Origin of the sequence: Streptomyces sp. NPDC127097, from assembly GCF_042724075.1 — a bacterium.
Classification (GTDB): domain Bacteria; phylum Actinomycetota; class Actinomycetes; order Streptomycetales; family Streptomycetaceae; genus Streptomyces.
Map to the genome: position 1 here is coordinate 57,607 of NZ_JBHXFI010000026.1, position 20,805 is coordinate 78,411.

Below are 20,805 nucleotides of genomic sequence, written 5' to 3' on the forward strand. Positions count from 1 at the left end.
GTCTTCGCCGCCGGGGCCGCGCGCCGTCGACGCCCGCGCCCACAAGGGGCGAAAGACCAGGCCGGGGGTGGGGGCGGTCGGCTCCACGGCTTTACCCACCTCCCCGATTCGGGTCCCACGTCGAGCAAGACCAGGGGGCCACTCGTTCGAATTCCGGGCAGCTCACAAGCCTGCCCGAGTTGCTGGCAAGCGTATGCCCTCCTGATCATGTTCGACCCCTAACCAGGCAGGACACCAGCCGAAGCCGCCCCACTGACCTCACGTCAGGTGTGCACCCAGTTAAGCCTCGCCCAAACGATTGAATACGGAGACATCGTCAGATGTCGTCCGTACACTACGAGTTGCTTACCGCCCGATTAGGCTTGATGGGGAGAGTAGACAGTGTCCGGAGCGCAAACGCTGATTACGACCGTCTACGAGCAGTGGAAAGGGCAGAACGCCGCCCATATGTCGGATGCTGACGCATGGGAAATCTTTCTCGCTTGGCTGCTTTTGCGCGATAAAGAAGTGACCCTCGATGCCATCAGTGATGGAATCGTTGATGGGTCAAATGATGGAGGTGTCGATGCCATCTACACCTTCCTGGAAGGAAGCATCCTTCCAATCGACCATCAGGTGGTCGAAGATGAGCAGGCTGCGCGAGAGCTACCAGAGGGGCTTGAGCTAGCTCTTTACGTCGTTCAGTCGAAGTTCAGTCAAAGCTTCACCCAGACATCCGTATCGGCTCTTCAGTCCATTCTGCCAACGGCCCTTGATCTAGGGACCGAGCTTAATGAGCTGTCCGACGAACTGAACGAGCCGGTAATCGAAAAGATTTCCATCTTTCGGTCCGCCTACAAGAACCTACTGGTTAGGAGGCCCAAGGTATCCGTGAAGGTGGTGCTTGGAAGCCGTGGTCTCGCAAATCGAGCCAATGTTAACGTGACCAGCCGAGCTGATCGCCTCCGAGAAGAAATTCTCCTAAAGCTTCCGTCTGCCGACGTCAGTGTGGACCTACTTGGGGCTGACGAACTCTGGCGCATGTATGACACGCGTAAAGCCGAAACCCTTACTCTTGAATGCGATGAGGTGTTGACAAGTGGTGAATCGTACGTCGCCTTGGCTCGCCTATCGAGCTTCGTTGGGCTAATCACCGACGAGAACCTAGCGCTTAGGAGGCACATTTTTGAAGCTAATGTTCGAGACTATCAAGGGCAAGTCGCAGTCAATAAAGAGATTTTGAATTCCCTCAACGAAAGTCACAGTCCCGACTTCTGGTGGCTGAATAATGGCGTAACTATTGTTTGCGAAGAGGCGCATAGTGTAGGGAAGACTTTCGCGCTGAAGAACATTCAGATCGTTAACGGCCTTCAGACCTCGCACACTATCTTCAACTGGCATAAAGAACGCACAGAGAAGGGTGAGGACCTTCCTTCCGATGACCGCAAGATTCTTGTGCGCGTGATTAAAGCAAGCGACGATGCAGTGCGTGACAAGATTATTCGGGCCACCAATCGCCAAACACCGGTCCCAGATGCATCACTGCGCGCCACAGATGAGATTCAACGCAGGATTGAAGCCTACTTTAGCGCAAAAGGGCTGTTTTATGATCGACGCAAAGGGTACTACCGCAACCTCGGGAAGGATCCCAGCAAGATTGTAAGCATCCCATACCTTGGCCAAGCGATGTACGCGATTGCCTATGGGCGACCAGAAGTTGCCCGCGGTAAGCCGAACTCGCTGCTGGCCGAGGATGCTCGCTATCGGCAGACGTTCGACCCTAAGGCCAGCCCGCAGCTCTTTTATTGGTCTGCCCGCGTCTTGCGTCAAGTCGACGAGTATCTCCAGTCGGGAAAGTCTCAAACCAAGTACCCAGAGCGGCGATACTTGGCTCCCTTCGTTGCCTTCACGTTGATCATGAAGACGATTGGGAAAAATCCCTCGCATTGGCGGGATATTGCGCAACTCGCCGAGCAGGATAGAGAATTTTCCGAGGCGGAACTTGAGGCATCGGGGATCAAGGTCAAGCGAGAGCTCGATAAATACACTGATCAGTCGAATAGCTCGGCCTCAGATGCCACGAAGCGGCAACCCTTCACGAAACACCTGATTGCGAGTATGAACTTCTCTCACACTCGCACCCCACAGCCTAACTCCGAAAGCCGCAGAAGGGGTAGGCGCGCCTAAAGGGTAGCAGTAACGGCTATCGCAATGAGATGGATTGGGGACCCGCCCACGGTTGGCATGCGGCTGTGGGCGTGCCAGGTCCTGCGGGGAAAGCGGACCAACGGATGCAACGAGTGGGTACGTTGCCCTGACTCCGCCTCAGCGCAGCACTGTAGGCACGAATGTTCCCTTGAGCTTCCCAAGTTGAGGGTCCGAAGGTCTGGTCGCGGCATGCCCTGGTCAACAGCACACCCCGGCAGCGCGGCTGAGGCCGGTGGGGGCGCAGCGAGACACACGCGCGCCTGATCGGTCGGCGCACTCGCCGTCGTGGCTGGCTGTCGTCGGCTGAGGCACAGGCGAACCCGCCTCCAACTCTGCGCAGATGCGCCCGGTGACCTTCCTGCGGACAGCATTGTGAAACTGGGCATCCTTGGCAGCATGACGAATCCCGACTGCGGCCCGTACGTGAAGGTGCACTTCCGGCTTGAGACCAAAGACAAATGTCCCCCCAGCGCCGGTGGGAAGCCTGTGACGAGGAGGATGGGCGACGGGCCGGCCAAGGTGGTTTGTCGTTCGAAGACTGCGCCTCATCGTGCTGGGTGACGGCGGCTCTGGAGCCGCACGGCAGAGCGTAATCCATGCGTTTCAGCAACTCGGCGTCGACTGGGAGGGCATCGAGCGCTTCCCCATGGTCGCGCTCTCCAATGTGCAACGGCTGCTGAACCACGGAGTGCCACGGTTGGGCCGTCTCCCTGGGCCGTCCGAGGTCGCTAAACAGGGATCAACGACGACCAGTGACGACCGCTGAGACACGCATGCGTGGCGCCGCCCTGAACTGCAAACCAAGATCCTTAAGAACCCCGACTTACTCGTCGTCTTTCTTCTTGCGCGCCTTCTTCTTAGACTTCTCTAGTTCCTTCCTCACCCTTTCTTCCCTTTCCTCCGCTTCTTTCGCCATCCTCCTCTCTTCCTCGTCCACCCGCTTCTTCTGTTCCTTATCTTCGAGAAGCACGCCGACTCCGGCTCCCAAGAGGGGGCCACCAACCATCCCCGCAGCCGTGAGGATCGGAAGTCCAGCAGGGCCCAGTACAACTACGCAGGCAGCGCCCCCCGCGATGGTCAGGACCCCTCCGACGGCGGACACGGCGCCCCAAAAGCGCCTCGGAAGATCTCCATCCGGAACTTCGCCCTTGACCAGGATGTCTGCCTTCAGGAGAAGCTCATCGGCTTCCTTCGGGCCGTATGTGGTGATGTAGTCAGCCATGTCGTCTGCGATGCGCCCCAGCGACTTCACAAGGTCGGTACTGATGCTGTCCATCTCCTGAGAGACATTCTTGGCGAACTCGCGCACGAAGGGCAACTCATCCCGGATGCCCATGATTTCTGTCGCCATTTCCCGGGCAACGTGGGCCAACTCCTCGAAGCTGAAGTCATCGTGATCGACCCTAGTCATTCGACCAGTCCAGATCATGTCCAAGGAAAGTAGTCGCGTGCATCGATTGGATACATCTACTGCGCGGAGCTGTTCTGTGACCGTGATTTTATTGGACATCTCGCGGACCTCCTGCGCGAATGCATCATTGAGTTGCAGTCCCGCCTTGATCGTAGGCATGACTCCTAGGTATCGCCTCAGGGCATCGGCCGAACGCGTGACCGGGCAGAGCCTCCTCGTTCGACGCCGCAGACGGAATATGTTCTCTGAAAAGTGGACCACATGAGCCGGGTGACGTCGTTACGGTTGCCGCCGGTCAGCAGGATGGCGAGCGGGAACGTGCCCGTGGGTGATCAAGTGGTGTTCCGAGCCGACCCGGCCCCGGTCGACCGGCGACAGGCCCGTACTGCACCGCGGAGGCAGTCGGCAGCGGACGCGGCAGCCATCCAGGTCGGCCATTGATAGGTGCTGGCGGTGGCTGCGGTCGTGGTGGTTGCTGACCCCGATGCCCCCCAGTCGAGGGTTCGGGACGATGAGGTCACTCCCTCAGAGACGTGTCACTCTCGCGCCAGAACGGACGGGGACTCACGGGGCATCTGGGAGCGCAGAAGTGTCGCGGCCGGACTCCGTCTGTGGCGAGGAACTCGCGGATCACGCCCGTCGATCCGCGCAACCTCGTTCCTAGGGCGGTAGCCAAGGGGGTGGCTGCGCAGGTGTGAAATGCAGGGCGTGGCCGGAACCTTCGGGGAAGCAACGCTACGGCGACAAACCAATAATGAGGCCCTTAAGTGCCCGCTAGGATTCCAGCAAGTTCCTCCTGGTGCCACTTCAACTTCTCGTAAGTTTTCACGATGTCACGCTCAAACTCGTCAGGCCAGTTCGTCCTCGAATGCCATCGATAGGGAACCCCCTCTTCCTTCCAGCGAAGATGACTTACGCGCCAAGAGTTATGGTGATCGAGGAAGTCCAAGTAAGATCGAGGCATTCGTGGCGAATCAATTAGATGCGCCTTGCTGGATAGCAAGATTTGGATTGCACAATTCCTTGGCATTAGGTCGTTGTCGACCCAGAATAGCCACGCGTCAAGATCTCCCTGGCTAATTCCATCGTTCGTGAAAACGAACCCGCGCCCGACTGTTTCATTGAAGTCTTTAAATGATGAGCTGCCCTCATGTATCAGGAAAAATAGTGGGCCATATAGCTCTTCGAGCTGCTTTTCGATGTGTATCAGGCGCGCCTGACGCTTTCCTCTGTTCCGTTCTGCTCTTTCGGACAGGACGTGATTAACGAGCCAACCGATGGCCGACGCGGAAGCTGCAATGATCGCAACCGTGATTGTGTTATCCAATTTCATTCCTATGGTGCCTGATGTGGGCAAAAATTCTCATCTGCCGTCAACGGTTTGGTGTGATGCCGCCTGTTACTCCACGTGCTGGCTATTGCTGGCGTGCCGTCGAGGTGACCGTCCAAGGCTGGCGGCACCCTCAACTGCCCTCGTCAATAGAAGCTTGCCGTGAACCACCGCGCGACCTCAGGATCGCTCGCAAAAGGCAGCGGCTGCTATAGAGAGGCAGATCGAACGGTAGGGGAGTCCACACCCAATCTGGGACTCCCCTACCATTCGACGTGTCGCTGTTAGCCGAAGGCAGCCGCCGGCAGTCGAGGGCCCTCGTCGCCTCCTTCGCAAGCGGAAGGATCCGTTACCGGGAGGCGGTGACCGCGGCTGATCGCTACACGACGCACGTCGCGTAGGGCTTCAGTCATGTCCATGGTCAGGAGTCGCAGCTCGTTCAGCTCCGGCTCCTCGTCGTCGAGTACTTCGACCGCGTGCTCCAGCAGTTCCGCTGCCATTTCCAGTTGCACCGCTTCGGTGTGGTCAGCCAGGCGGGACAGGTAGCCGCCTCTGCTCTCGGTGCTCAAGTAGCAGGGGTTGCCCTCGGGCCCTGACCACGGGAGGAGCCGCAGCTCGCTGTGGGTCGTCATTCTCCGCTTGTCCTCTCGTCGGTCATGTGGTGGGTGGTGAAGAATGCGTCGGCGCGGTCGCTTGGGAGCACCAGGAGCGCCGCCTCGACCACGCGTCCCGTGCGGTCGGCCGCCACGCGCGTGATCGCCAGCACTGACAGAGTCGAGCTGATGCGAAGAGTCGCGGCTTCCTCTGGTGTCGGAGGACGAGCGCTGACTCTTTCTCGGACCTCGGCCAGTGGCGGGCGGAGTTCTGCCAGCTTCGCCTCAATGCTCTTGCAGCAGTGCGATTCGGTGGGGACGTCGGTCGGCGACAGGTCGCGAGGTACGTAGAGACGAGCGAGGCTGTGCGGTGACTCGCCCTCATGGCTGAGGCAGAGGAATTCGGTGAGTGGGCTGCTTTCCGGCACCCTCAGCAGGCTGGTCAGTTGACCGCGCGCCTGGAGGTTGGTGGTTTGGACGCTGACGCGTAACGCTGACTCGGGCGAGGACTCCGTCCGGAGTGTGCAGGCGCCGCCGACGTACATGACTCTGCGACGGGGGTAGCGGGCGAAGTTGCCCTTGCCGTGAATCTTCTCGACGAGCCCTTCGCCCTGGAGGACTGCGAGGGCACTCCGCAGCGTCGCCGTGCTGACTGCGTAGCGAGAAGCGAGCTGCGCCTCAGAAGGCAGGCATTCGTCGGCCTTGAACTGGCCGGTCGAGATCTTGTCGCGGATGTCATCAGCGACGACATGACGGCGAGAAGGCATGGACTGCATCACCACCTTCTCAGCGCGCGTAGGGCTACGAGGCGAGACCGGGCGTGGACGGTGAGCAGTTCGCCCGAGTCGAAGCACAGTCGCTTCGCTCCGCCGGGAAGGTTGAGCAGGTCGGTGACACGGCACGGATGTCCGCCGATCTGAATAACGTCGCCGCGTTGCACGCTGGCAGAGGCGATCTCGACAGGGGCGGCCAGTGCGCCGCCTGGGGGCCAGCCCCTCACCGGAGGCCGTTCGTTCGGTTACCGGGGTCGGCCACTGTGTGGCAGGAGCAGCTGCACGCCTCGTAGACCACGGGGATGCCGATCGGTGCGGTAGCGGGAGAGGAATGCGCGCACTCACAGTGCCTACCGATCAGGCAGGAACTCGACTGGTAGGGAACGGCCTTCGTGCGGGTCGCGCGAACCGGCTGGTGGGCAGGCATCAGAGCGCCTCCGCCAGCACGAATCGGTGGTGCGCAAGGCGAACGCGAGGTGCGCCAGCCAGCCTTACAGGTACTGAGAACCGGTGGCGCCGGCTCATCCGGACGCACCGCTCATCGGTGTGCGAGACGGTATGACGGATACGGTTGAACATGCTGATCAGCTCCTATTGCTGACGGCCAGGCCCCCGGACATCGCCCGTCGCGGGGGCCGTTGTGCTTACAGCGGCCCATAAGGTGCGGCCGTTCAAGCTGTTGGCGAGGAGTCCGAATCGATCGGCCTCCGCTACGGCTTCCAAGACCTCCCGCCACAACTCGGCGGAGAGCGATTCCGGTACCTCCGCTTCGATCGACGTGACTTGGCGGTGCTGCTCCACGCGCGGGGTGAGGCCGGCGGCGGACAACCGCGCTGCGATGTCTTCGGCTCTTAATTCCGAAGCAGGCACAGGGCAGCCTCCGTCACTGGCAGTCACTTGGAGTAAAGCTAGTTAACTAGATTAGAGCTAGTGGACTAGATTTTCCATATGCCTGAGCAGCCGCCGTATCTCCGCATCGCTGACGAGCTCCGGCGACGGATCGCGGAGCATGAGTGGACGCCGGGAGACCGGCTCCCGTCACGGGCCCAGATCGCCCAGGAGTGCGGCGTCGGCGAGAACGTGGTTCGTCGTGCTCAAGAGCTGCTGATCTCCCAGGGAGTGCTGGAAGGTCGTGCCGGATCCGGCACGTACGTTGCCGCCCCTCGTCAGCGTGTACGCATGGTGCGCTCCTCGGCGCGCGAGCAGCCTGACGGTTCCCCGTTTCGCGCGGACATGAAGGCCGTGGGCAAGCTGGGGGATTGGGAAAGCCGGACTGAGGCGAAGGTGCCGGCACCGGCCGAGATCGCGTCGCGCCTTGGTATCGCCCAGGGTGACCTGTGCGTCCGCACTGTGTACGAGTTCCTCGCCGACGGGAAGCCCGTGCAGCTGTCGACGAGCTGGGAACCGTACGACCTCACGGCCGGCACCGTCGTTGTCCTCCCAGAGGGTGGGCCGCATGCCGGGGCGGGCGTGGTGAACCGCATGGCCGAGATCGGCATCACGGTCAGCCACGCTGTGGAGCAGCCGGAGCCGCGGCAAGCGAATACCGAGGAGGCGTCGCTCCTCGGTGTCCAGAAGGGCAGCTTGGTCACGCACATCCGGCGGACGTACTACAGCGACCAGGGGCGGCCCGTGGAGACCGCGGACATCGTCGTCCCCGCCGCTCTGTGCGAGATCGTCTACGAGATCCCCATCAGCCAATAGTGCGGCCGGGCGTTCCGACGGGTTCCAAAGCGTGGCCCACCCCATGGTTCTGCCGGCCACGAACGCTGGTGATGACCCCCGGCAGCTCATCCATGCCCAACAACAGACTTGGAAGGCATGTGGGCGGGCAACTGCATTATTGCCTCGCCGGACGGCCCCAGCCTGCGTACGGTCACCCCTTGGGGGACGACGGAGCGGGAGAACGGCAAGGGCCGTACCGGAAAGTAGGGGGAGGGTGGGCAGGAGACGCTACGTTGCCAGGGGTGTACCCGGTGGCTACCGGATCTGGGACAACCGAGGACGTCGTTGGTGGGGCGACTTCTACGAGTTGTGCCCTGACGATCTCCTTGCCGAGCTCAACGGCCAGGCGAACCAGGCCCGGATCATTGCTCTGATGGGGCGCTGCAGAGCTCAGAAGCGGTAGGTGCCGCCGGGTAGCGGATGGCGAGAGCATGCACCACAAACGCACCAGATCAAGCAGCTTGGGGGTCTGCTCCTGTCCTGGGACGGTCATCTAGCCTCGGTGCATGGACCAGGTGGAGAGCGGCCGGCTGTCGGACAATGAGTTCAAGGAGTTCCTCGGCTTCTTGAAGAGGTTCTGCGCCCATGATCTGGATCAGTGGGAGGCGTGGCAGACCGCCACTCCGTACGGTCCGGTCTACGTGAACATGACCAGGAGTCTTCCGCCGGGAACCGACACGAGCGCCTTCCGCTCGATCTGAATGGCGACGGGTATGCCCGCACAACTTCCTCTGTGTCCGCGCTGCGAGCAGGACTGGGTTCATCCCTACCGGTTCAAGGACGACGGGTCTCCGTTCTCCCTGTGCACTGAATGTGACTCCTTCTGGTGGCCGCATGAGGCCCTGGAGAGCCCCAACCCACGCTTCCTTGATGACGTAGTGGCTGCGCGGCTTGGGGTGCCCGGAAACCCCTGGTCGACGCGTGTGTGGGCCGATGTCATCGAGCCAGTCGGGGAGGGCCGCTGACATCCGCAGCTGACATCAACGTCGGCGGACAGTGGTGGTGCTGAGCGAGCCTGGGTGGCCCTACTGGTCGCCCGGGCAGAGGCAGCGACTGCACCCGGATCGAACTTGTAAAGCGAAGGTCGTCGGTTCGAATCCGACAGGGGGCTCTTAGCTTGCCGCGCTGACCTGGGGTTTCTCCCCGGGGAGGCGTCTTCTTCGGCCTCGGACTCCTGGTCCGGGGCCGTTTGCGTGAGCGGATGGGGCACCAGGGCCGCGCTCAGGTGCGGATTCCCCGGCCCCGGCCCCGGCCCCGGCCCCGGCCTCGGCACCGGCACCGTCCGCTTCGGCTCCGGATCCCTCGTCCGCCTTGGCCTCGGCGGCCTGTATCTGCCGGAGACCGACACCGCCGCCCTCACCATTGGAGCCCGTCATCAGCACCAGCTCTGACCCGATCCTGTGGATGGCACCGACACCTGGGCACTCGGCCCCTACCGCGCCGACCTCGTCGAGACGTACTGGCGCTGGGAACAGGACCCCACCCTCCTCGTCGGCTACGGCCGCCAGGCACCCGAGTCCCTCGAAGCACGCGCCGAAGGCATGGCCCACCAGGGCGCTCGTCGTAGGCCGACAACTGCGAGGCATGGTCAAGCCGTTCGGCCCTCACCTCTCTTGTGCCGGCAAGGCTCCCCGAGCAGTCTTCTGCCAGCGCCCAACGACGGTCAGGCATGTTCCATGAGTGCCGAGTAAGTCCGCTGAAGTCCTTGCTCGTGGCCTGCCCTCAGCTCGCGTTGGGGAGCCCGGGATGCCGGGTCGTTCCAGGAGCATGTGAGCGAGGGCGCTCTTGCCCACCCTTGGAGGCCCGCCGGTCAGGCAGATCACATACAGAACGTATCCCGGCAGGTACTCAGTTGGCCTTGTGGTTTTCGGCTTCCTGGCCATGACGTCGGTCATCAGATGGCGGGGAGCGAAACCCGCAGTCAATAGCTCAGCAATTCGGGCCACAACCTTGGGGTGCACGGCACCTGATGGACCTCTGAAAAAAGGGGGCTACAGGGTAAGCTCGATAGATCATTTTCACTTGGTGGCCTACATCACGACCACGGAGCCTGAGTGGCATAAATTGACTCAGCCCAGAAGCGAATTCCCTGATGGGAGCCCGCCGGGCGCCCGGCAGTAGGAGTTCACCTACTTCTTCTCGGCTTGTGCTGATTGTCCACCCAAGGGGAGGCCGGAGGGTCCCTACCTGGTTCGACACCTGGATCTCAGCGTGTTTAGAGTGCGCCGCGCAGAAGCTCTTAACCGGTTGCTTAAGAGGGAATCGAGATACTTCGGGAGTTTCCCCATGGGAAGTCGCGGCAAGCCGAAGCGCAGCGGCGCGCAGGTCGCCGTCATCGCCGGGGCGTTCGCCGCGACGGTGGGGGCCGGCGGGTACGGCGCGTACAGCCTCATGAGCACGGGCGACACCTCCGGCGAGAAGGAACCCACGCCGGTGAAGACCGGCCCGCCCAGCGCGGCGGAGGTCCGCACGACCGCGCGGGACTTCCTCGATGCCTGGGCGGCGGGCGCACCGGACCGCGCCGCGGCTCTGACCGACGACCGTGAGGCCGCGGCGACCGCGCTGACCGGCTACCGCAAGGACGCCCACGTCGCAAAGGTGTCTCTGCGGCCGGGCGCGCCCACTGGCGCAACCGTGCCGTTCAGCGTCAGCGCCGAGATTTCGTATGAGGGAAAGCGCGCCACCTGGACGTACGCATCCGAGCTCGGTGTGGTCCGTGCGAAGAAGACGGGCAAGGCGCTGGTCGGCTGGCGGCCCACCGTTGTCCACCCGGACCTGCGCAGCGGCGACACCCCGAAGACCGGCCGGGCGGAGGCTCCGCCCATCAAGGCCGTGGACCGCCATGGCGCCGCGCTGACCGAGAAGGAACATCCGGCACTGCGCGAGGTGCTTTCGAGCCTGCGCGAGCGGTACGGGGACGAGGCCGGCGGCACAGCGGGTGTGGAGCTGTGGATCGCGCGGGCCGACAAGGCGAAGGCCGATTCCGGTTCGCGTGCGCAAGCGGACGGCAAGGACGCCGAACGCCCCGACGAGACCCTCAAGGTGCTTTCCAGGGGCAGGCCCGGCACGCTCCGTACGACACTCGACTCGAAGCTCCAGACGGTCACCGAGAAGGCGGCGGGCAAGCGCCCGAAAGCCGCGGCGGTCGTCCTCGATCCCGGCACGGGCGAGATCCTCGCGGCCGCCAACTCCCCTGCTCGCGGCTTCAACACGGCCTTCCAGGGCTCCTTCGCCCCCGGTTCCACGATGAAGGTCATCTCGTCGGCGCTGCTGATCGACAAGGGTCTCGCGGCTTACGGCAAGCCGCACCCCTGCCCCAAGTACGTGACATACGGCGGCTGGAAGTTCCAGAACGACGACAAGTTCGAGATCAAGAACGGCACCTTCGAGCAGAGCTTCGCCCGTTCCTGCAATACCGCCTTCGTCAGCCAGGCCGAGAAGCTCGGCGATGACGACCTGACCAAGGAGGCGCGGGACGTCTTCGGGATCGGGCTGACCTGGGCGACCGGCGTGCCAAGTTTCGACGGTGCGGTTCCGGCGCAGACCGGCGCCCCGAAGGCTGCCTCGCTGATCGGCCAGGGCGGCGTCCGGATGAACCCGCTCACCATGGCGTCGGTGGCTTCCACCGTCCGTTCGGGAGCCTTCCACCAGCCGTACATGGTCGACCCTTCGGTCGACAGTCGGCAGCTCGCCAAGTCGTCCCGCCCGCTGTCCGCGGACACCGCGAAGCAGCTGCGCTCCCTGATGCGGCTGACCGCGACCTCGGGCACCGCGGCCGAAGCGATGGCGGGCCTCGACGGGAAGATCGGTGCGAAGACCGGCTCGGCGGAGGTCGACGGGCAGAAGAAGCCGAACGGCTGGTTCACCGCCTACCGAAACGACCTGGTGGCGGCAGCGATCGCCCCCGAGGGCGGGCACGGCGGATCGTCGGCGGGCCCGATCGTCGCGCAGATCCTGCGCTCGGCGGACTGAGCGCGCGGGGCGAGGCAGGGAACTCACAGCGGGGCCCGGCGCCCGGGCACGGGGTCGACTCGTGCTCGCCGTCGCCGCCGGGCCGGACCCGGCAGCCTGTAGCGGGCATGGGATCCACCGTGGGCATCCGGCCTGCCATGGACATCTGGTCCGCCACCTGGTCCTCCCTGAGCGCCGCCTGAACGCCACCTCTCCCTACCGGTCCCGGCCGCCCGGGAGGCTCCGAACGCCGGGCTCCGGCTTCGGCGAAGCGGGGGCGCACCGATATCAAGAGGTAGATGCCGGACGCGGGCGGGGCCGGGCGGGGGGTCCCTCCCCGCCCGCGTCGGGCACGGATCCTGAAGCCGGGGGGGACCTTGGATCCGTCGTGTGCCGACGATCAAATCGGCACACTCAATTCTGCGCCGTCGGCTCATTAAGTGTCACACCCGCAGGGCGGCCGAATTCTGCTGCGCACCCGTATCGGATGAATTGCCCTCGCCGGGTGACGCAACGGTACCCTTCACTCCGATTGTGGTCTCTCACCCATACCGCCAAGGCGAGATCCGCATCAGTTGTGGACTTCAGCGACAATGCCGAACCCATATTTCACCCTGGTGCGTCAATCCCAACCTGTGAAGAAATGAAGGCGGTTCAGCAACAGTCCTGACCGCGGGCTGCTTTCACGCCAGAAGAATGTGGGCGATGGTGCGGCTGACGGACGGGGACCGACGCGGCTTGACTGCGCTCTCAGGAGCCGCGGGCAACGACCAGCTGGGTACCGGCGACGATGGCGACCTGATGGTTGGTGGAGGACCGGTAGGTCAAATGGGCGGCTTCGCCGGTCCGGGGAAGTGCCGCAAGAGGCAGGGCGCCGGGGCCTCCACGGCACCCGGCGCCACGACTGCCGGGCGCTACTGCACGTCGACGTAGTCGCCGGTCGCCTTGACGGCCGGAGTGGTCGAGGTGCCGGCGAAGTTCCAGCGCCAGTAGCCGTCCACGGACGCGGTGGCCGTGGCCTTGAGGTCACCGGTGCCGGAAGTGTTCACCGTCTGAAGGGTGTTGTAGGTGCTGGTGCCCGCCTTGCGGAACTGGAGCTTGACCGGCTGGGCGGTGTAGCCCGCGTAGGTGTCGGTGTCCCAGTTGGCCCGGGTCAGCTTCCCGGTGACTGTAAGGGACTTGCCGGCGGCTATCGGCTCCGGGCCCGCGTTGACGGTCAGCTTGGAGAAGCGCTGGAGCCGGACGGTGGTGTAGGCGTCCCGCACCGCCCGGCTGTCGTCGTTCGCCCACACCTCGACGCCGACCTTCCAGGTTCCGGCGTCGGCATTGGTCAGCCACGAGTCCGGTTCGAAGGTGAAGGTCTTCGAGCAGGTGGAGGTGGTCGCCGAGGAGGCGACGCAGTCCGCCGGGGTGGTGTCCTCGTTCGGCTTGAGGTGGCCGTCCGGGTTGTCCGGGTCGGTGCCGCGCCAGAGATGGAAGTCGGCGTCCCAGATGCCCGAGGGGTCGGTGGCGGTCACCGACACCGTGACCGTCTTGTCAACGAGGCCGATCGCGATGTCCTTGCCGCCACTGACGGCGACAGCGGTGATCTGGACGTCACCGACGGTCTCGTCCCCGTATGCGACGGCGGTGGACCCGCCCAACGCGACGGCAGCGCCGAGTACAGCGAAGATTGCGCGCTTGCGCATGAATCTCCCCAGTGTGCAGAAGAGCCCGCCGGTTGCACGGGCGGGCGAAGAATGAGGCGCCAACTGTATGCAGACGGCCGCACCCTCACAACGGCGCCTGACGGGGCACCCGACTTGCGGGCCACCTCCGCCGCATCGCTGGTCAGAGGCGGCGCACCCGCCCGGCGATCAGGTGTCCGACCAGCAGATAGATCGCGGCAGGCAGACCGTGGTTGAGGGCGACGCGCAGCCCTTCGGTGTCCATGATGAAGGGCGTGGCGGACTCGCTCGCCTGGTGGGCGCGGGACGCACGCAGCGTCTCGGCGCTGCGTGCGGCACGAGTACGGCCAGGGTGGCCACCCCCCACAGGAGTCACCCTGGCCGTCATCGCGTACGGGGACGACCATGCGCGCCCGCATGCCGTTCTGCGTCGCAGGGCGCTGTCACGTTACTCGGCCGTGCGATACATCCGATACATCAGGACGGGTGCCGCAGGCGTCGGGGGATCGTCAAAGCGAGAGCCCCTGCCTCCACGGCTCCTGTGGGTGGGCGTCCTTGGTTACAGCCCGCAGGAGCCGCGGTCGAGGTGGAAGTACCGGGCGTTGGCCCAGCGGCACAGCCGCATACCGACGATGACGCCGACGATGCTGACCAGGGCGGGCAGGTATCCGCTGGCGAGCTGGATGATCGGGATTGCCGGGCACCCACCTGAGATCGCCCAGCCCGTACCGAACAACACCGCGCCGGGGATCACGCCGGCGTGGATCCGCCCTGGGATGCGGCGGACCCGCAGCAGAGCGAACGCGCACACGATGATCACCACAGCGCCGGCGAAGGAGAGCAGCATGCGCAGGTCCTGGAAGGTGAACATGCGGTTCAGCTCCGCGTAATCGCCGAAGCCGATGTTGGTGACGGTATAGCCGAGGGCCAGTCCGGTGATGATGCTGGCCAGCAGAATCGCGCCCCGGGTACGCATCAGATCACCTTCCACAGGAGGAACGACACCACGACGGCGGTGCCGAAGAACACAGCGGTCGCGACAAGACTGACCGGGCGCAGCCGGCCGCAGCCGCTGAGTCCGTGGCCGGAGCTGCACCCACCGGCCAGCCGAGTGCCGAAGCCGACCAGCACGCCTCCCACGAACATCACGGCGATCATGGCGGTCGGATTGGCGGTGACCAGGTCCCGAAAACCCGGACCCATGTCGTAACGGAGGTGGAACCGCCCGGAGGTGACCGCGGCGATGAGCCCGCCGAGGAAGACCGATATCAGCAGGGCAGCCTGGGTTACCAGCGGGGCCGGGCGCCGGTTTGTGGCTGAGGAAGTGTCATCCGCCGCCGCTTCGATGTCCGCGTCGAGCGGTGGCGACTCCTCGTACGGAGCCTGCGTCATGGTGGACGCGCCGGCGCCGGTGCCGAAGTGCTCCGCTGTAGCTGCGGCGAGCGCCTCGGCGAGAGCTTGATCGTCGGTGAACTCCTCGTCGATCTGCTCGAGGCGGCGTTCGCGGCGCCAGTGCAACACGCGATCCCATGCGGACGACACCCCGAGAGACCGATCGGTGATGAGGGTGTGGTTGATGGTGACCAGAGCGAGCCCGATAGCGCCCGCCCACCAGGGCCAGTAGGTACTCATGCGGGTCCTCTCATCCAATCGGCAAACCGCGCCAGCCAGCCGCGCTTCGGGGCGGGCGCGTGCCGTGATTGTCGAGCGAGGCTGTCTGAAGGTCGCTCGGGCTGTGGGGGTGGTGACGGTTGGGGATGCCAGACATCTGCTGGTGGAGCTGTGGCTCCGTACTGAGCCATGGCTTCCGGTGGCACGGTTCCAGGCCACGGCTGTGACTGCTCATATGGCTGGGTCGGTGCCGGCTGGGGCCAGGACGCGGGCGCCGGTGACCCCGGAGCGGGTCGTGGCGGCGGGGACTGTCGAGGGGCGGCCGTCGCGCTGGTGGTGCTGGATCGGCCCGCCTCGGCCGGGGCTTCGAGGTGTCGCGCGCTGGCTCCGTTGGGCAGCAGGCTGATCGGCACGCGCTCGCCGGTGAGTGACATCTGGTAGCGCGCACAGTCGAGCCACCGATCGTTGCTGTCGCAGTAGTATTCGCGCCAACCTTGCAAGCTCGCCCTAAGCAGGGGGAAAAGGGGGCATCCTACGGCGTGTGAGCAACTCACGTTGCTCCTTCCTGATCGGCACACACCACCCGTTTGGCAAGAGCGGTTGCCGTTCTCGATTCTTGCCCTCGCCACGCCCGGTCGACGATCTGCAAGGCAACGCGGTGAGGGGCAGCGACAATCAAGCTCTGTGTCTCCATTCCGCGACCGTGCGGGATGCAATCACTGTTTCGATGTCCCGAGCAACTTCAGGGTATTTTTTCAATCAGACCACTTGGCGCTACTTGGTGAGATATTCCACGCGACGGATATGCGGCGTCTACCCCTCATGTCCGGATATTCGTAACCGACAACAAGGTCGCTTGGACCGCTATTCGACCCCATGGTCGCGGCTGCGCTGATATGAGGCAGCTGTCTGCGGAAAAGGTGAAAGTGCTGGAGTGCCTTGTGGTGGTGGCGTGAATGTCATGGATCTCGAATGAAGAGCTAATGGAGAAGAGTCATGTGCCAGCGTGCTGTCTGTCGGTCGTGCCAGAAGGTGACCTATGAGGGCTGCGGGAGGCATGTAGACCAAGTGCTCATGGATGTGCCGGCGGCTCAGCGGTGCACGTGTGAGTCTGCGGAACGCAGCGGTGCGCGCGCGGTGACGGCGACGACTCGATCGGAATCGGCGCCGGCCGGGCAGGGTGCGTCGCCGCGACACGCACCGGCCCCTCGGCGCTCAGAGGGTTCATCAAAACGATCGACGGGTGGCTGGTGGGCACGGCTCGTCGATTGGGCGAAACACCCGGCATGAGGTAATCGGTCGACTGTGCACTTCAGAATCCTGGCGACGCCTTAGACGTGCTGCACCTTGGCTGACTCGCTCATGCGCGAATGCTGGTGCGGTGTCGACGGGGTGCTGTGGTACCTAATTTCCTGATGTGACACGTTCCCTCCTCCGCGCGCTGAGTTAAGGGGGCCGTCCCGAACAGCGGCCCTTCCTGCTCCGAAGGACTGCCTTGATCGATGACCTCATCCACTTTCTGCGGGCCCGCTGCACCGAAGAACGCCAGAGCGCGATGGCGCTTCGGATGCAGAACTGGCAGTCGGTCGTCGCCGAAGTGAATTCCAGGCAGGCCGTCGTGGACGCCTGCGAGAGGGCGACCATCCTGGCCGCCGGCGCCACACGGCGGGTCACGGAAATGACGGCGGAAGGTATTCCGGTGCAGACGGATGACCTCGTCGATGCCGCCCGGCTGGAGGGCCAGGCCACTGCGTTGAGCCACGCCCTGGCACTGCTCGCGCAGCCGTACGCGCGACATCCTGACTACCAGCAGGAGTGGCGTCCACGATGAAGGGGAGCTGCTGACAGTCGGCTTCTTGGCGCGGGCCCGCGGCTCGGGCGCTCCCGCTGCAACCCGGCCCAAGGCGCACCGAGGATGACTGCGTTGCCCGGAAAGACCAGGTCGCAGTGCCGGTACGCTGGGGCCGCTGCGGCACCCCCACCTTGATTCGCGCCTCCCGCGGCGCGTGACGGCCGATGGCGATCAAGACGTCTTTGGGTATGAGGGTGAAGAACAAGTGTTCATAGCGGGCCGGTACCGGCTTCGGGATGCCATCGGACGGGGCGCGATGGGGGAGGTCTGGCGGGCCTTCGACGAGACGCTCGGCAGACCGGTTGCCATGAAGCTCCTGCTCCCCCACGACTCCGACCCCACGGCGTCCTCCCGCTTCCGGCTGGAGGCGCAGACCGCCGGCCGTCTCGGCCACCCGAACGTGGTCGGCGTCCTGGACTTCGGCGAGTACGAAGGCCGCCTGTTCCTGGTCATGGAGCTCATCGAGGGGGACAGCCTCGCCCGGGTGCTCACCCAATCCGGACCGCTGCCCGCCGAGCGGGTGGCCCATATCGCAGCGCAGGCCGCCGATGGGCTGGCCGCCGCGCACCGGCAGGGCATCGTGCACCGGGACATCAAGCCGGCCAACCTCCTGCTGGACGCCGACGGCAGCCTGAAGATCGGCGACTTCGGCATCGCCCGCTTCCTCGACGATCCAGGCGCCGCGCTCACCGCCACCGGGCACATCGTCGGAACCAGCCTCTACCTCGCGCCCGAGCGGGCCCTGGGCCGCACCGCCGGTCCGGCGTCCGACGTGTACTCCCTGGGCTGCCTGCTCTACCAACTCCTCACCGGCATCCCGCCGTTCCAGGCGGACAGCGCTCTCGGGGTGCTTCGCCAGCACCTCGACTCCATCCCGGTCCCACCCCGGCAACTCGGCGCCGATCTCCCGCCCGCCTTCGAGAACTACCTACTCGGTCTGCTGGCCAAGGAGCCCGAGAGCCGACCCCCGGCCGAGGAGGTGGCGGACTGGTTCGGGCGCGGAGCCTGGCGCGGCGCGCCGGAGCCGCTGCCGAACGAACACCAGAATCACAGCCGCCCGGACCGGCCGCACGCCACCGGACCGAGGGCCGCCACCCCTGCAAGCTCCGTGTCCGCGGCCCAATCCGAGGGTGCCGTCGGCACGGTGGCGGACACCGAGTGGCAGACGAGCGTGCACCGGGTCGCGACCCGCCGCCCGCAGCTGCCGTTCCTCCGCCGTTCCCGGTTGGTGGCCGTGCTGGGCGGCGCCGGTCTCTTCCTCGGGGCTTTGCTGGTGGGCCTGGTGTGGTTCTCGCCGGACACCGGCTCAGCGCAGGGGCCGCAGACCATGCCGTCCGCGAGCGCGAGCCCCGCAACGTCCTCCTCGTCCGCGGCCACGCCGCCCCCCTCGACAGCCTCCTCATCCCCGGCACAGCCTGCCAAGCAGAAGCCGGAGAGGTCGCCCGACATCAAGCCGGCACCCAAGCAGGACGACAAGCACGGCAAGGACAAGCACTGACCGGAGTCCGGGATCCGAGAAGGTCGCCGTGAAGTAGTCGGGCACCCGGGGCCGCCTTCATGTTGCGGGTGGGTCAGTTCGCCGGCCACGCCCGCGCGGCCGGCGAACTCGCGGACCCCCGATAGGGGCTGGTCATGCCGGAGCAGGCCGCCGGCCAGGTTCTTGACCGCTGTCGGCGGCCTGGCGGCATGCTCACGCCTGTCCCTCGGGGGCGATCTCGTCGAGCAGTCCGCGAACCCGCTGCTCGATGTCGTCGCGGATGGGCCGTACGGCCTCGACACCCTGCCCGGCGGGATCGGGCAACTGCCAGTCGAGGTAGCGCTTCCCGGGAAAGACCGGGCAGGCGTCGCCGCAGCCCATCGTGATCACGACGTCGGATGCCTGCACGGCCTCGACGGTGAGCACCTTGGGCGCCTCGGCCGAGATGTCGATACCCACCTCGGCCATTGCCGCGACAACGGCCGGGTTCACGGCATCCGCCGGGGCGGACCCGGCAGACCTCACCTGTACGCGTTCGCTTGCACGGTGCGTCAGGAACGCGGCGGCCATCTGTGAACGGCCCGCGTTGTGGACACAGACGAACAGCACGGAAGGCAGGGCGACTTCAGACACGGGCGGTGCCTTCCTCGGCCAGAGGTGCAGGGGAGGTGAAGAAGCGGCGGGCATACAGCGCTACGTAAACGAGGCCGATCAGTACAGGCACCTCGATGAGGGGGCCGACCACACCGGCGAGCGCCTGGCCGGAAGAGGCGCCGAACGTGCCGATGGCCACTGCAATGGCCAGCTCGAAGTTGTTGCCGGCGGCCGTGAACGCAAGCGTGGTCGCCCGCGGGTAGTCGAGGCCGACAGAGCGTCCGAGCGCCATGGAGCCCGCCCACATCAGGGCGAAGTACACGAGCAGCGGCAGCGCGATCCTGGCGACGTCGAGCGGCTGCGAGGTGATCGCACCGCCTTGCAGGGCGAAGAGGGTGACGATCGTGAACAGCAAGCCGTACAGCGCGAACGGACCGAGGCGCGGCAGCAGCTTCGCCTCGTACCAGCTGCGTCCCTTCGCCTTCTCCCCGATTCGGCGGGTGAAGTAGCCGGCGGCGAGCGGAATGCCGAGGAAGATCAGCACGCTCCGTGCGATCTCCCACACGGACACGTCCCCAAGCTCTCGGCTCCGCTCGAGCAGGGGAGACCCCAACCCGCCGGACTGCTCAAGGCCGAGCCACCCGGGCAGCACGGACAGGTAGAACCAGCCGAGCGCCGAGAACGCGATCACCTGGAACACCGAGTTCAGCGCGACCAGGACGGCTGCCGCCTCACGGTCGCCGCACGCGAGGTCGTTCCAAATGATGACCATGGCGATACAACGGGCCAGCCCCACGATGATCAGGCCCGTGCGGTACTCGGGCAGATCGGGAAGGAACAGCCACGCCAGCGCGAACATCAGCGCCGGACCGACGAGCCAGTTCAGCAGCAGAGAGGGCAACAGCATCCGGCGATCGCGGGTGACGGTGTCGAGCCGGTCGTAACGCACCTTGGCGAGGACCGGGTACATCATCACGAGCAGGCCGAGCGCGATGGGCAAGGACACCCCGGCGACGGTGACTTCGGCGAGCGCGTCCCCGAGACCGGGGACGACGCGGCCGAGGCCGAGACCAAGGGCCATCGCGGCGAGAATCCACACGGCGAGGTACCGGTCGAGGAACGAGAGCCGGCCGGCGACAGCCTTCTCGGGCACGGCGCTCATGCGGTCGCTCCGGCGGCCTCGGCGGGAGCCGGCAGGGGCTCTCCGGCGGGGCGGGTGAGGACGCCTGCGAGGCGGTCCGTCATCTCGGGCAGCAGCCAGTAGTAGACCCATGTGCCGCGGCGCTCACAGTCAATGAGACCGGCCTGCCTCAGCAGCTTGAGGTGGTGCGAGATCGTCGGCTGGGACAGGTCGAACGCGGGAGTCAGGTCACAGACACAGACCTCGCCGCCGGCACGCGAGGCGATCATCGACAGCAGGCGCAGCCGCACCGGGTCGCCCAGGGCCTTGAACACCTTCGCCAGCTCTTCAGCCTGCCCCTCATCGAGGGGAGCTGTCAGCAGCCCCGGGCAGCACGCGCCCGCCTCATCGGCCTGACCGAGCACCACAAGCTTTTGTTTCGACATTCTTCTATGTTGACGTTTTTCGATCCAGGGCGCAAGCTTGTATCGAAAGGTATCAATGCAGGCCGATG

Annotated in this window: 19 protein-coding genes, 1 tRNA gene and 1 pseudogene; 9 read left to right on the forward strand and 12 right to left on the reverse strand. The window is 65.0% G+C overall.

Annotated features, from left to right (window positions below; all coding sequences use genetic code 11):
• Nucleotides 1-381: 381 nt before the first annotated feature.
• The gene (locus ACFWJW_RS20640; protein WP_387243131.1) at nt 382-2,166 is read left to right on the forward strand and encodes an AIPR family protein; all 1,785 of its coding nucleotides are present in this window, start codon (nt 382-384) and stop codon (nt 2,164-2,166) included.
• Between the two features lie 844 nt (nt 2,167-3,010).
• On the opposite strand, the gene ACFWJW_RS20645 is transcribed toward ACFWJW_RS20640, so the two are convergent.
• The 5 genes and pseudogenes from ACFWJW_RS20645 to ACFWJW_RS20665 all read right to left on the reverse strand — a co-directional run bounded on the left by ACFWJW_RS20645 (nt 3,011) and on the right by ACFWJW_RS20665 (nt 7,164).
• A complete protein-coding gene (locus ACFWJW_RS20645) occupies nt 3,011-3,757 on the reverse strand; it encodes a hypothetical protein (protein ID WP_387243134.1) in 747 nt (248 codons plus the stop codon).
• A gap of 101 nt (nt 3,758-3,858) precedes the next feature.
• Nucleotides 3,859-3,982, reverse strand: a pseudogene (locus tag ACFWJW_RS20650) (IS5/IS1182 family transposase); the annotation flags it as partial.
• Nucleotides 3,983-5,212: 1,230 nt separating this feature from the next.
• Nucleotides 5,213-5,560 carry a hypothetical protein gene (locus ACFWJW_RS20655; protein WP_387243137.1) on the reverse strand — a complete coding sequence of 116 codons (348 nt, stop codon included), beginning with the start codon at nt 5,558-5,560 and terminating at the stop codon, nt 5,213-5,215.
• On the reverse strand, nt 5,557-6,288 hold the full coding sequence (locus ACFWJW_RS20660) for a GntR family transcriptional regulator (RefSeq protein WP_387243261.1): 732 nt from the start codon (nt 6,286-6,288) through the stop codon (nt 5,557-5,559). The genes ACFWJW_RS20655 and ACFWJW_RS20660 overlap by 4 nt, the downstream gene beginning before the upstream one ends.
• A gap of 597 nt (nt 6,289-6,885) precedes the next feature.
• A complete protein-coding gene (locus tag ACFWJW_RS20665; RefSeq protein ID WP_387243140.1) occupies nt 6,886-7,164 on the reverse strand; it encodes a hypothetical protein in 279 nt (92 codons plus the stop codon).
• Nucleotides 7,165-7,242: 78 nt separating this feature from the next.
• On the opposite strand from ACFWJW_RS20665, the gene ACFWJW_RS20670 reads away from it, so the two are divergent.
• The 6 genes from ACFWJW_RS20670 to ACFWJW_RS20695 all read left to right on the forward strand — a co-directional run bounded on the left by ACFWJW_RS20670 (nt 7,243) and on the right by ACFWJW_RS20695 (nt 11,991).
• Complete coding sequence (locus ACFWJW_RS20670; RefSeq protein WP_387243143.1) at nt 7,243-7,998, forward strand: GntR family transcriptional regulator; 756 nt, start codon at nt 7,243-7,245, stop codon at nt 7,996-7,998.
• Nucleotides 7,999-8,233: 235 nt separating this feature from the next.
• Nucleotides 8,234-8,422 (forward strand): hypothetical protein, encoded by a 189-nt coding sequence (locus ACFWJW_RS20675; protein ID WP_387243146.1) that lies wholly within the window; start codon nt 8,234-8,236, stop codon nt 8,420-8,422.
• A 103-nt stretch (nt 8,423-8,525) separates the two neighbouring features.
• Nucleotides 8,526-8,720 carry a hypothetical protein gene (locus ACFWJW_RS20680; RefSeq protein ID WP_387243149.1) on the forward strand — a complete coding sequence of 65 codons (195 nt, stop codon included), beginning with the start codon at nt 8,526-8,528 and terminating at the stop codon, nt 8,718-8,720.
• Between the two features lie 333 nt (nt 8,721-9,053).
• A tRNA-Tyr gene (locus ACFWJW_RS20685) sits at nt 9,054-9,130 on the forward strand.
• An 82-nt stretch (nt 9,131-9,212) separates the two neighbouring features.
• The gene (locus ACFWJW_RS20690) at nt 9,213-9,410 is read left to right on the forward strand and encodes a hypothetical protein (protein ID WP_387243152.1); all 198 of its coding nucleotides are present in this window, start codon (nt 9,213-9,215) and stop codon (nt 9,408-9,410) included.
• Nucleotides 9,411-10,305: 895 nt separating this feature from the next.
• Nucleotides 10,306-11,991: a penicillin-binding transpeptidase domain-containing protein gene (locus ACFWJW_RS20695; RefSeq protein ID WP_387243155.1), complete on the forward strand. Its 1,686-nt coding sequence runs from the start codon at nt 10,306-10,308 to the stop codon at nt 11,989-11,991.
• 893 nt (nt 11,992-12,884) lie between these two features.
• On the opposite strand, the gene ACFWJW_RS20700 is transcribed toward ACFWJW_RS20695, so the two are convergent.
• From ACFWJW_RS20700 to ACFWJW_RS20715, 4 genes are all read right to left on the reverse strand, one after another.
• Nucleotides 12,885-13,658, reverse strand: a complete 774-nt coding sequence (locus ACFWJW_RS20700) for a DUF5707 domain-containing protein (RefSeq protein ID WP_387243157.1) — start codon at nt 13,656-13,658, stop codon at nt 12,885-12,887.
• Nucleotides 13,659-13,800: 142 nt separating this feature from the next.
• A complete protein-coding gene (locus ACFWJW_RS20705) occupies nt 13,801-14,013 on the reverse strand; it encodes a hypothetical protein (RefSeq protein WP_387243160.1) in 213 nt (70 codons plus the stop codon).
• Between the two features lie 183 nt (nt 14,014-14,196).
• Nucleotides 14,197-14,613 carry a YeeE/YedE thiosulfate transporter family protein gene (locus tag ACFWJW_RS20710; protein ID WP_387243163.1) on the reverse strand — a complete coding sequence of 139 codons (417 nt, stop codon included), beginning with the start codon at nt 14,611-14,613 and terminating at the stop codon, nt 14,197-14,199.
• Complete coding sequence (locus tag ACFWJW_RS20715; RefSeq protein WP_387243166.1) at nt 14,613-15,269, reverse strand: YeeE/YedE family protein; 657 nt, start codon at nt 15,267-15,269, stop codon at nt 14,613-14,615. Before ACFWJW_RS20715 ends, ACFWJW_RS20710 begins: the two co-directional genes overlap by 1 nt.
• A 1,474-nt stretch (nt 15,270-16,743) precedes the next feature.
• Here ACFWJW_RS20715 and ACFWJW_RS20720 point away from each other — a divergent pair.
• Both ACFWJW_RS20720 and ACFWJW_RS20725 read left to right on the forward strand, forming a co-directional pair.
• Nucleotides 16,744-17,079: a DUF6221 family protein gene (locus tag ACFWJW_RS20720; RefSeq protein ID WP_387243169.1), complete on the forward strand. Its 336-nt coding sequence runs from the start codon at nt 16,744-16,746 to the stop codon at nt 17,077-17,079.
• 226 nt (nt 17,080-17,305) lie between these two features.
• Nucleotides 17,306-18,598, forward strand: a complete 1,293-nt coding sequence (locus ACFWJW_RS20725) for a serine/threonine-protein kinase (RefSeq protein WP_387243172.1) — start codon at nt 17,306-17,308, stop codon at nt 18,596-18,598.
• A gap of 192 nt (nt 18,599-18,790) precedes the next feature.
• Here the strand turns inward: ACFWJW_RS20725 and ACFWJW_RS20730 are convergent, their stop codons facing one another.
• The 3 genes from ACFWJW_RS20730 to ACFWJW_RS20740 are packed head-to-tail and all read right to left on the reverse strand — an operon-like array spanning nt 18,791 to nt 20,737.
• Nucleotides 18,791-19,210, reverse strand: coding sequence for an arsenate reductase ArsC (locus ACFWJW_RS20730; RefSeq protein WP_387243175.1), 420 nt, complete (start codon nt 19,208-19,210; stop codon nt 18,791-18,793).
• Nucleotides 19,203-20,333 carry an ACR3 family arsenite efflux transporter gene (gene arsB / locus ACFWJW_RS20735; RefSeq protein ID WP_387243178.1) on the reverse strand — a complete coding sequence of 377 codons (1,131 nt, stop codon included), beginning with the start codon at nt 20,331-20,333 and terminating at the stop codon, nt 19,203-19,205. The genes ACFWJW_RS20730 and arsB overlap by 8 nt, the downstream gene beginning before the upstream one ends.
• Nucleotides 20,330-20,737, reverse strand: coding sequence for an ArsR/SmtB family transcription factor (locus ACFWJW_RS20740; RefSeq protein WP_387243181.1), 408 nt, complete (start codon nt 20,735-20,737; stop codon nt 20,330-20,332). The genes arsB and ACFWJW_RS20740 overlap by 4 nt, the downstream gene beginning before the upstream one ends.
• Nucleotides 20,738-20,805 lie beyond the last annotated feature (68 nt).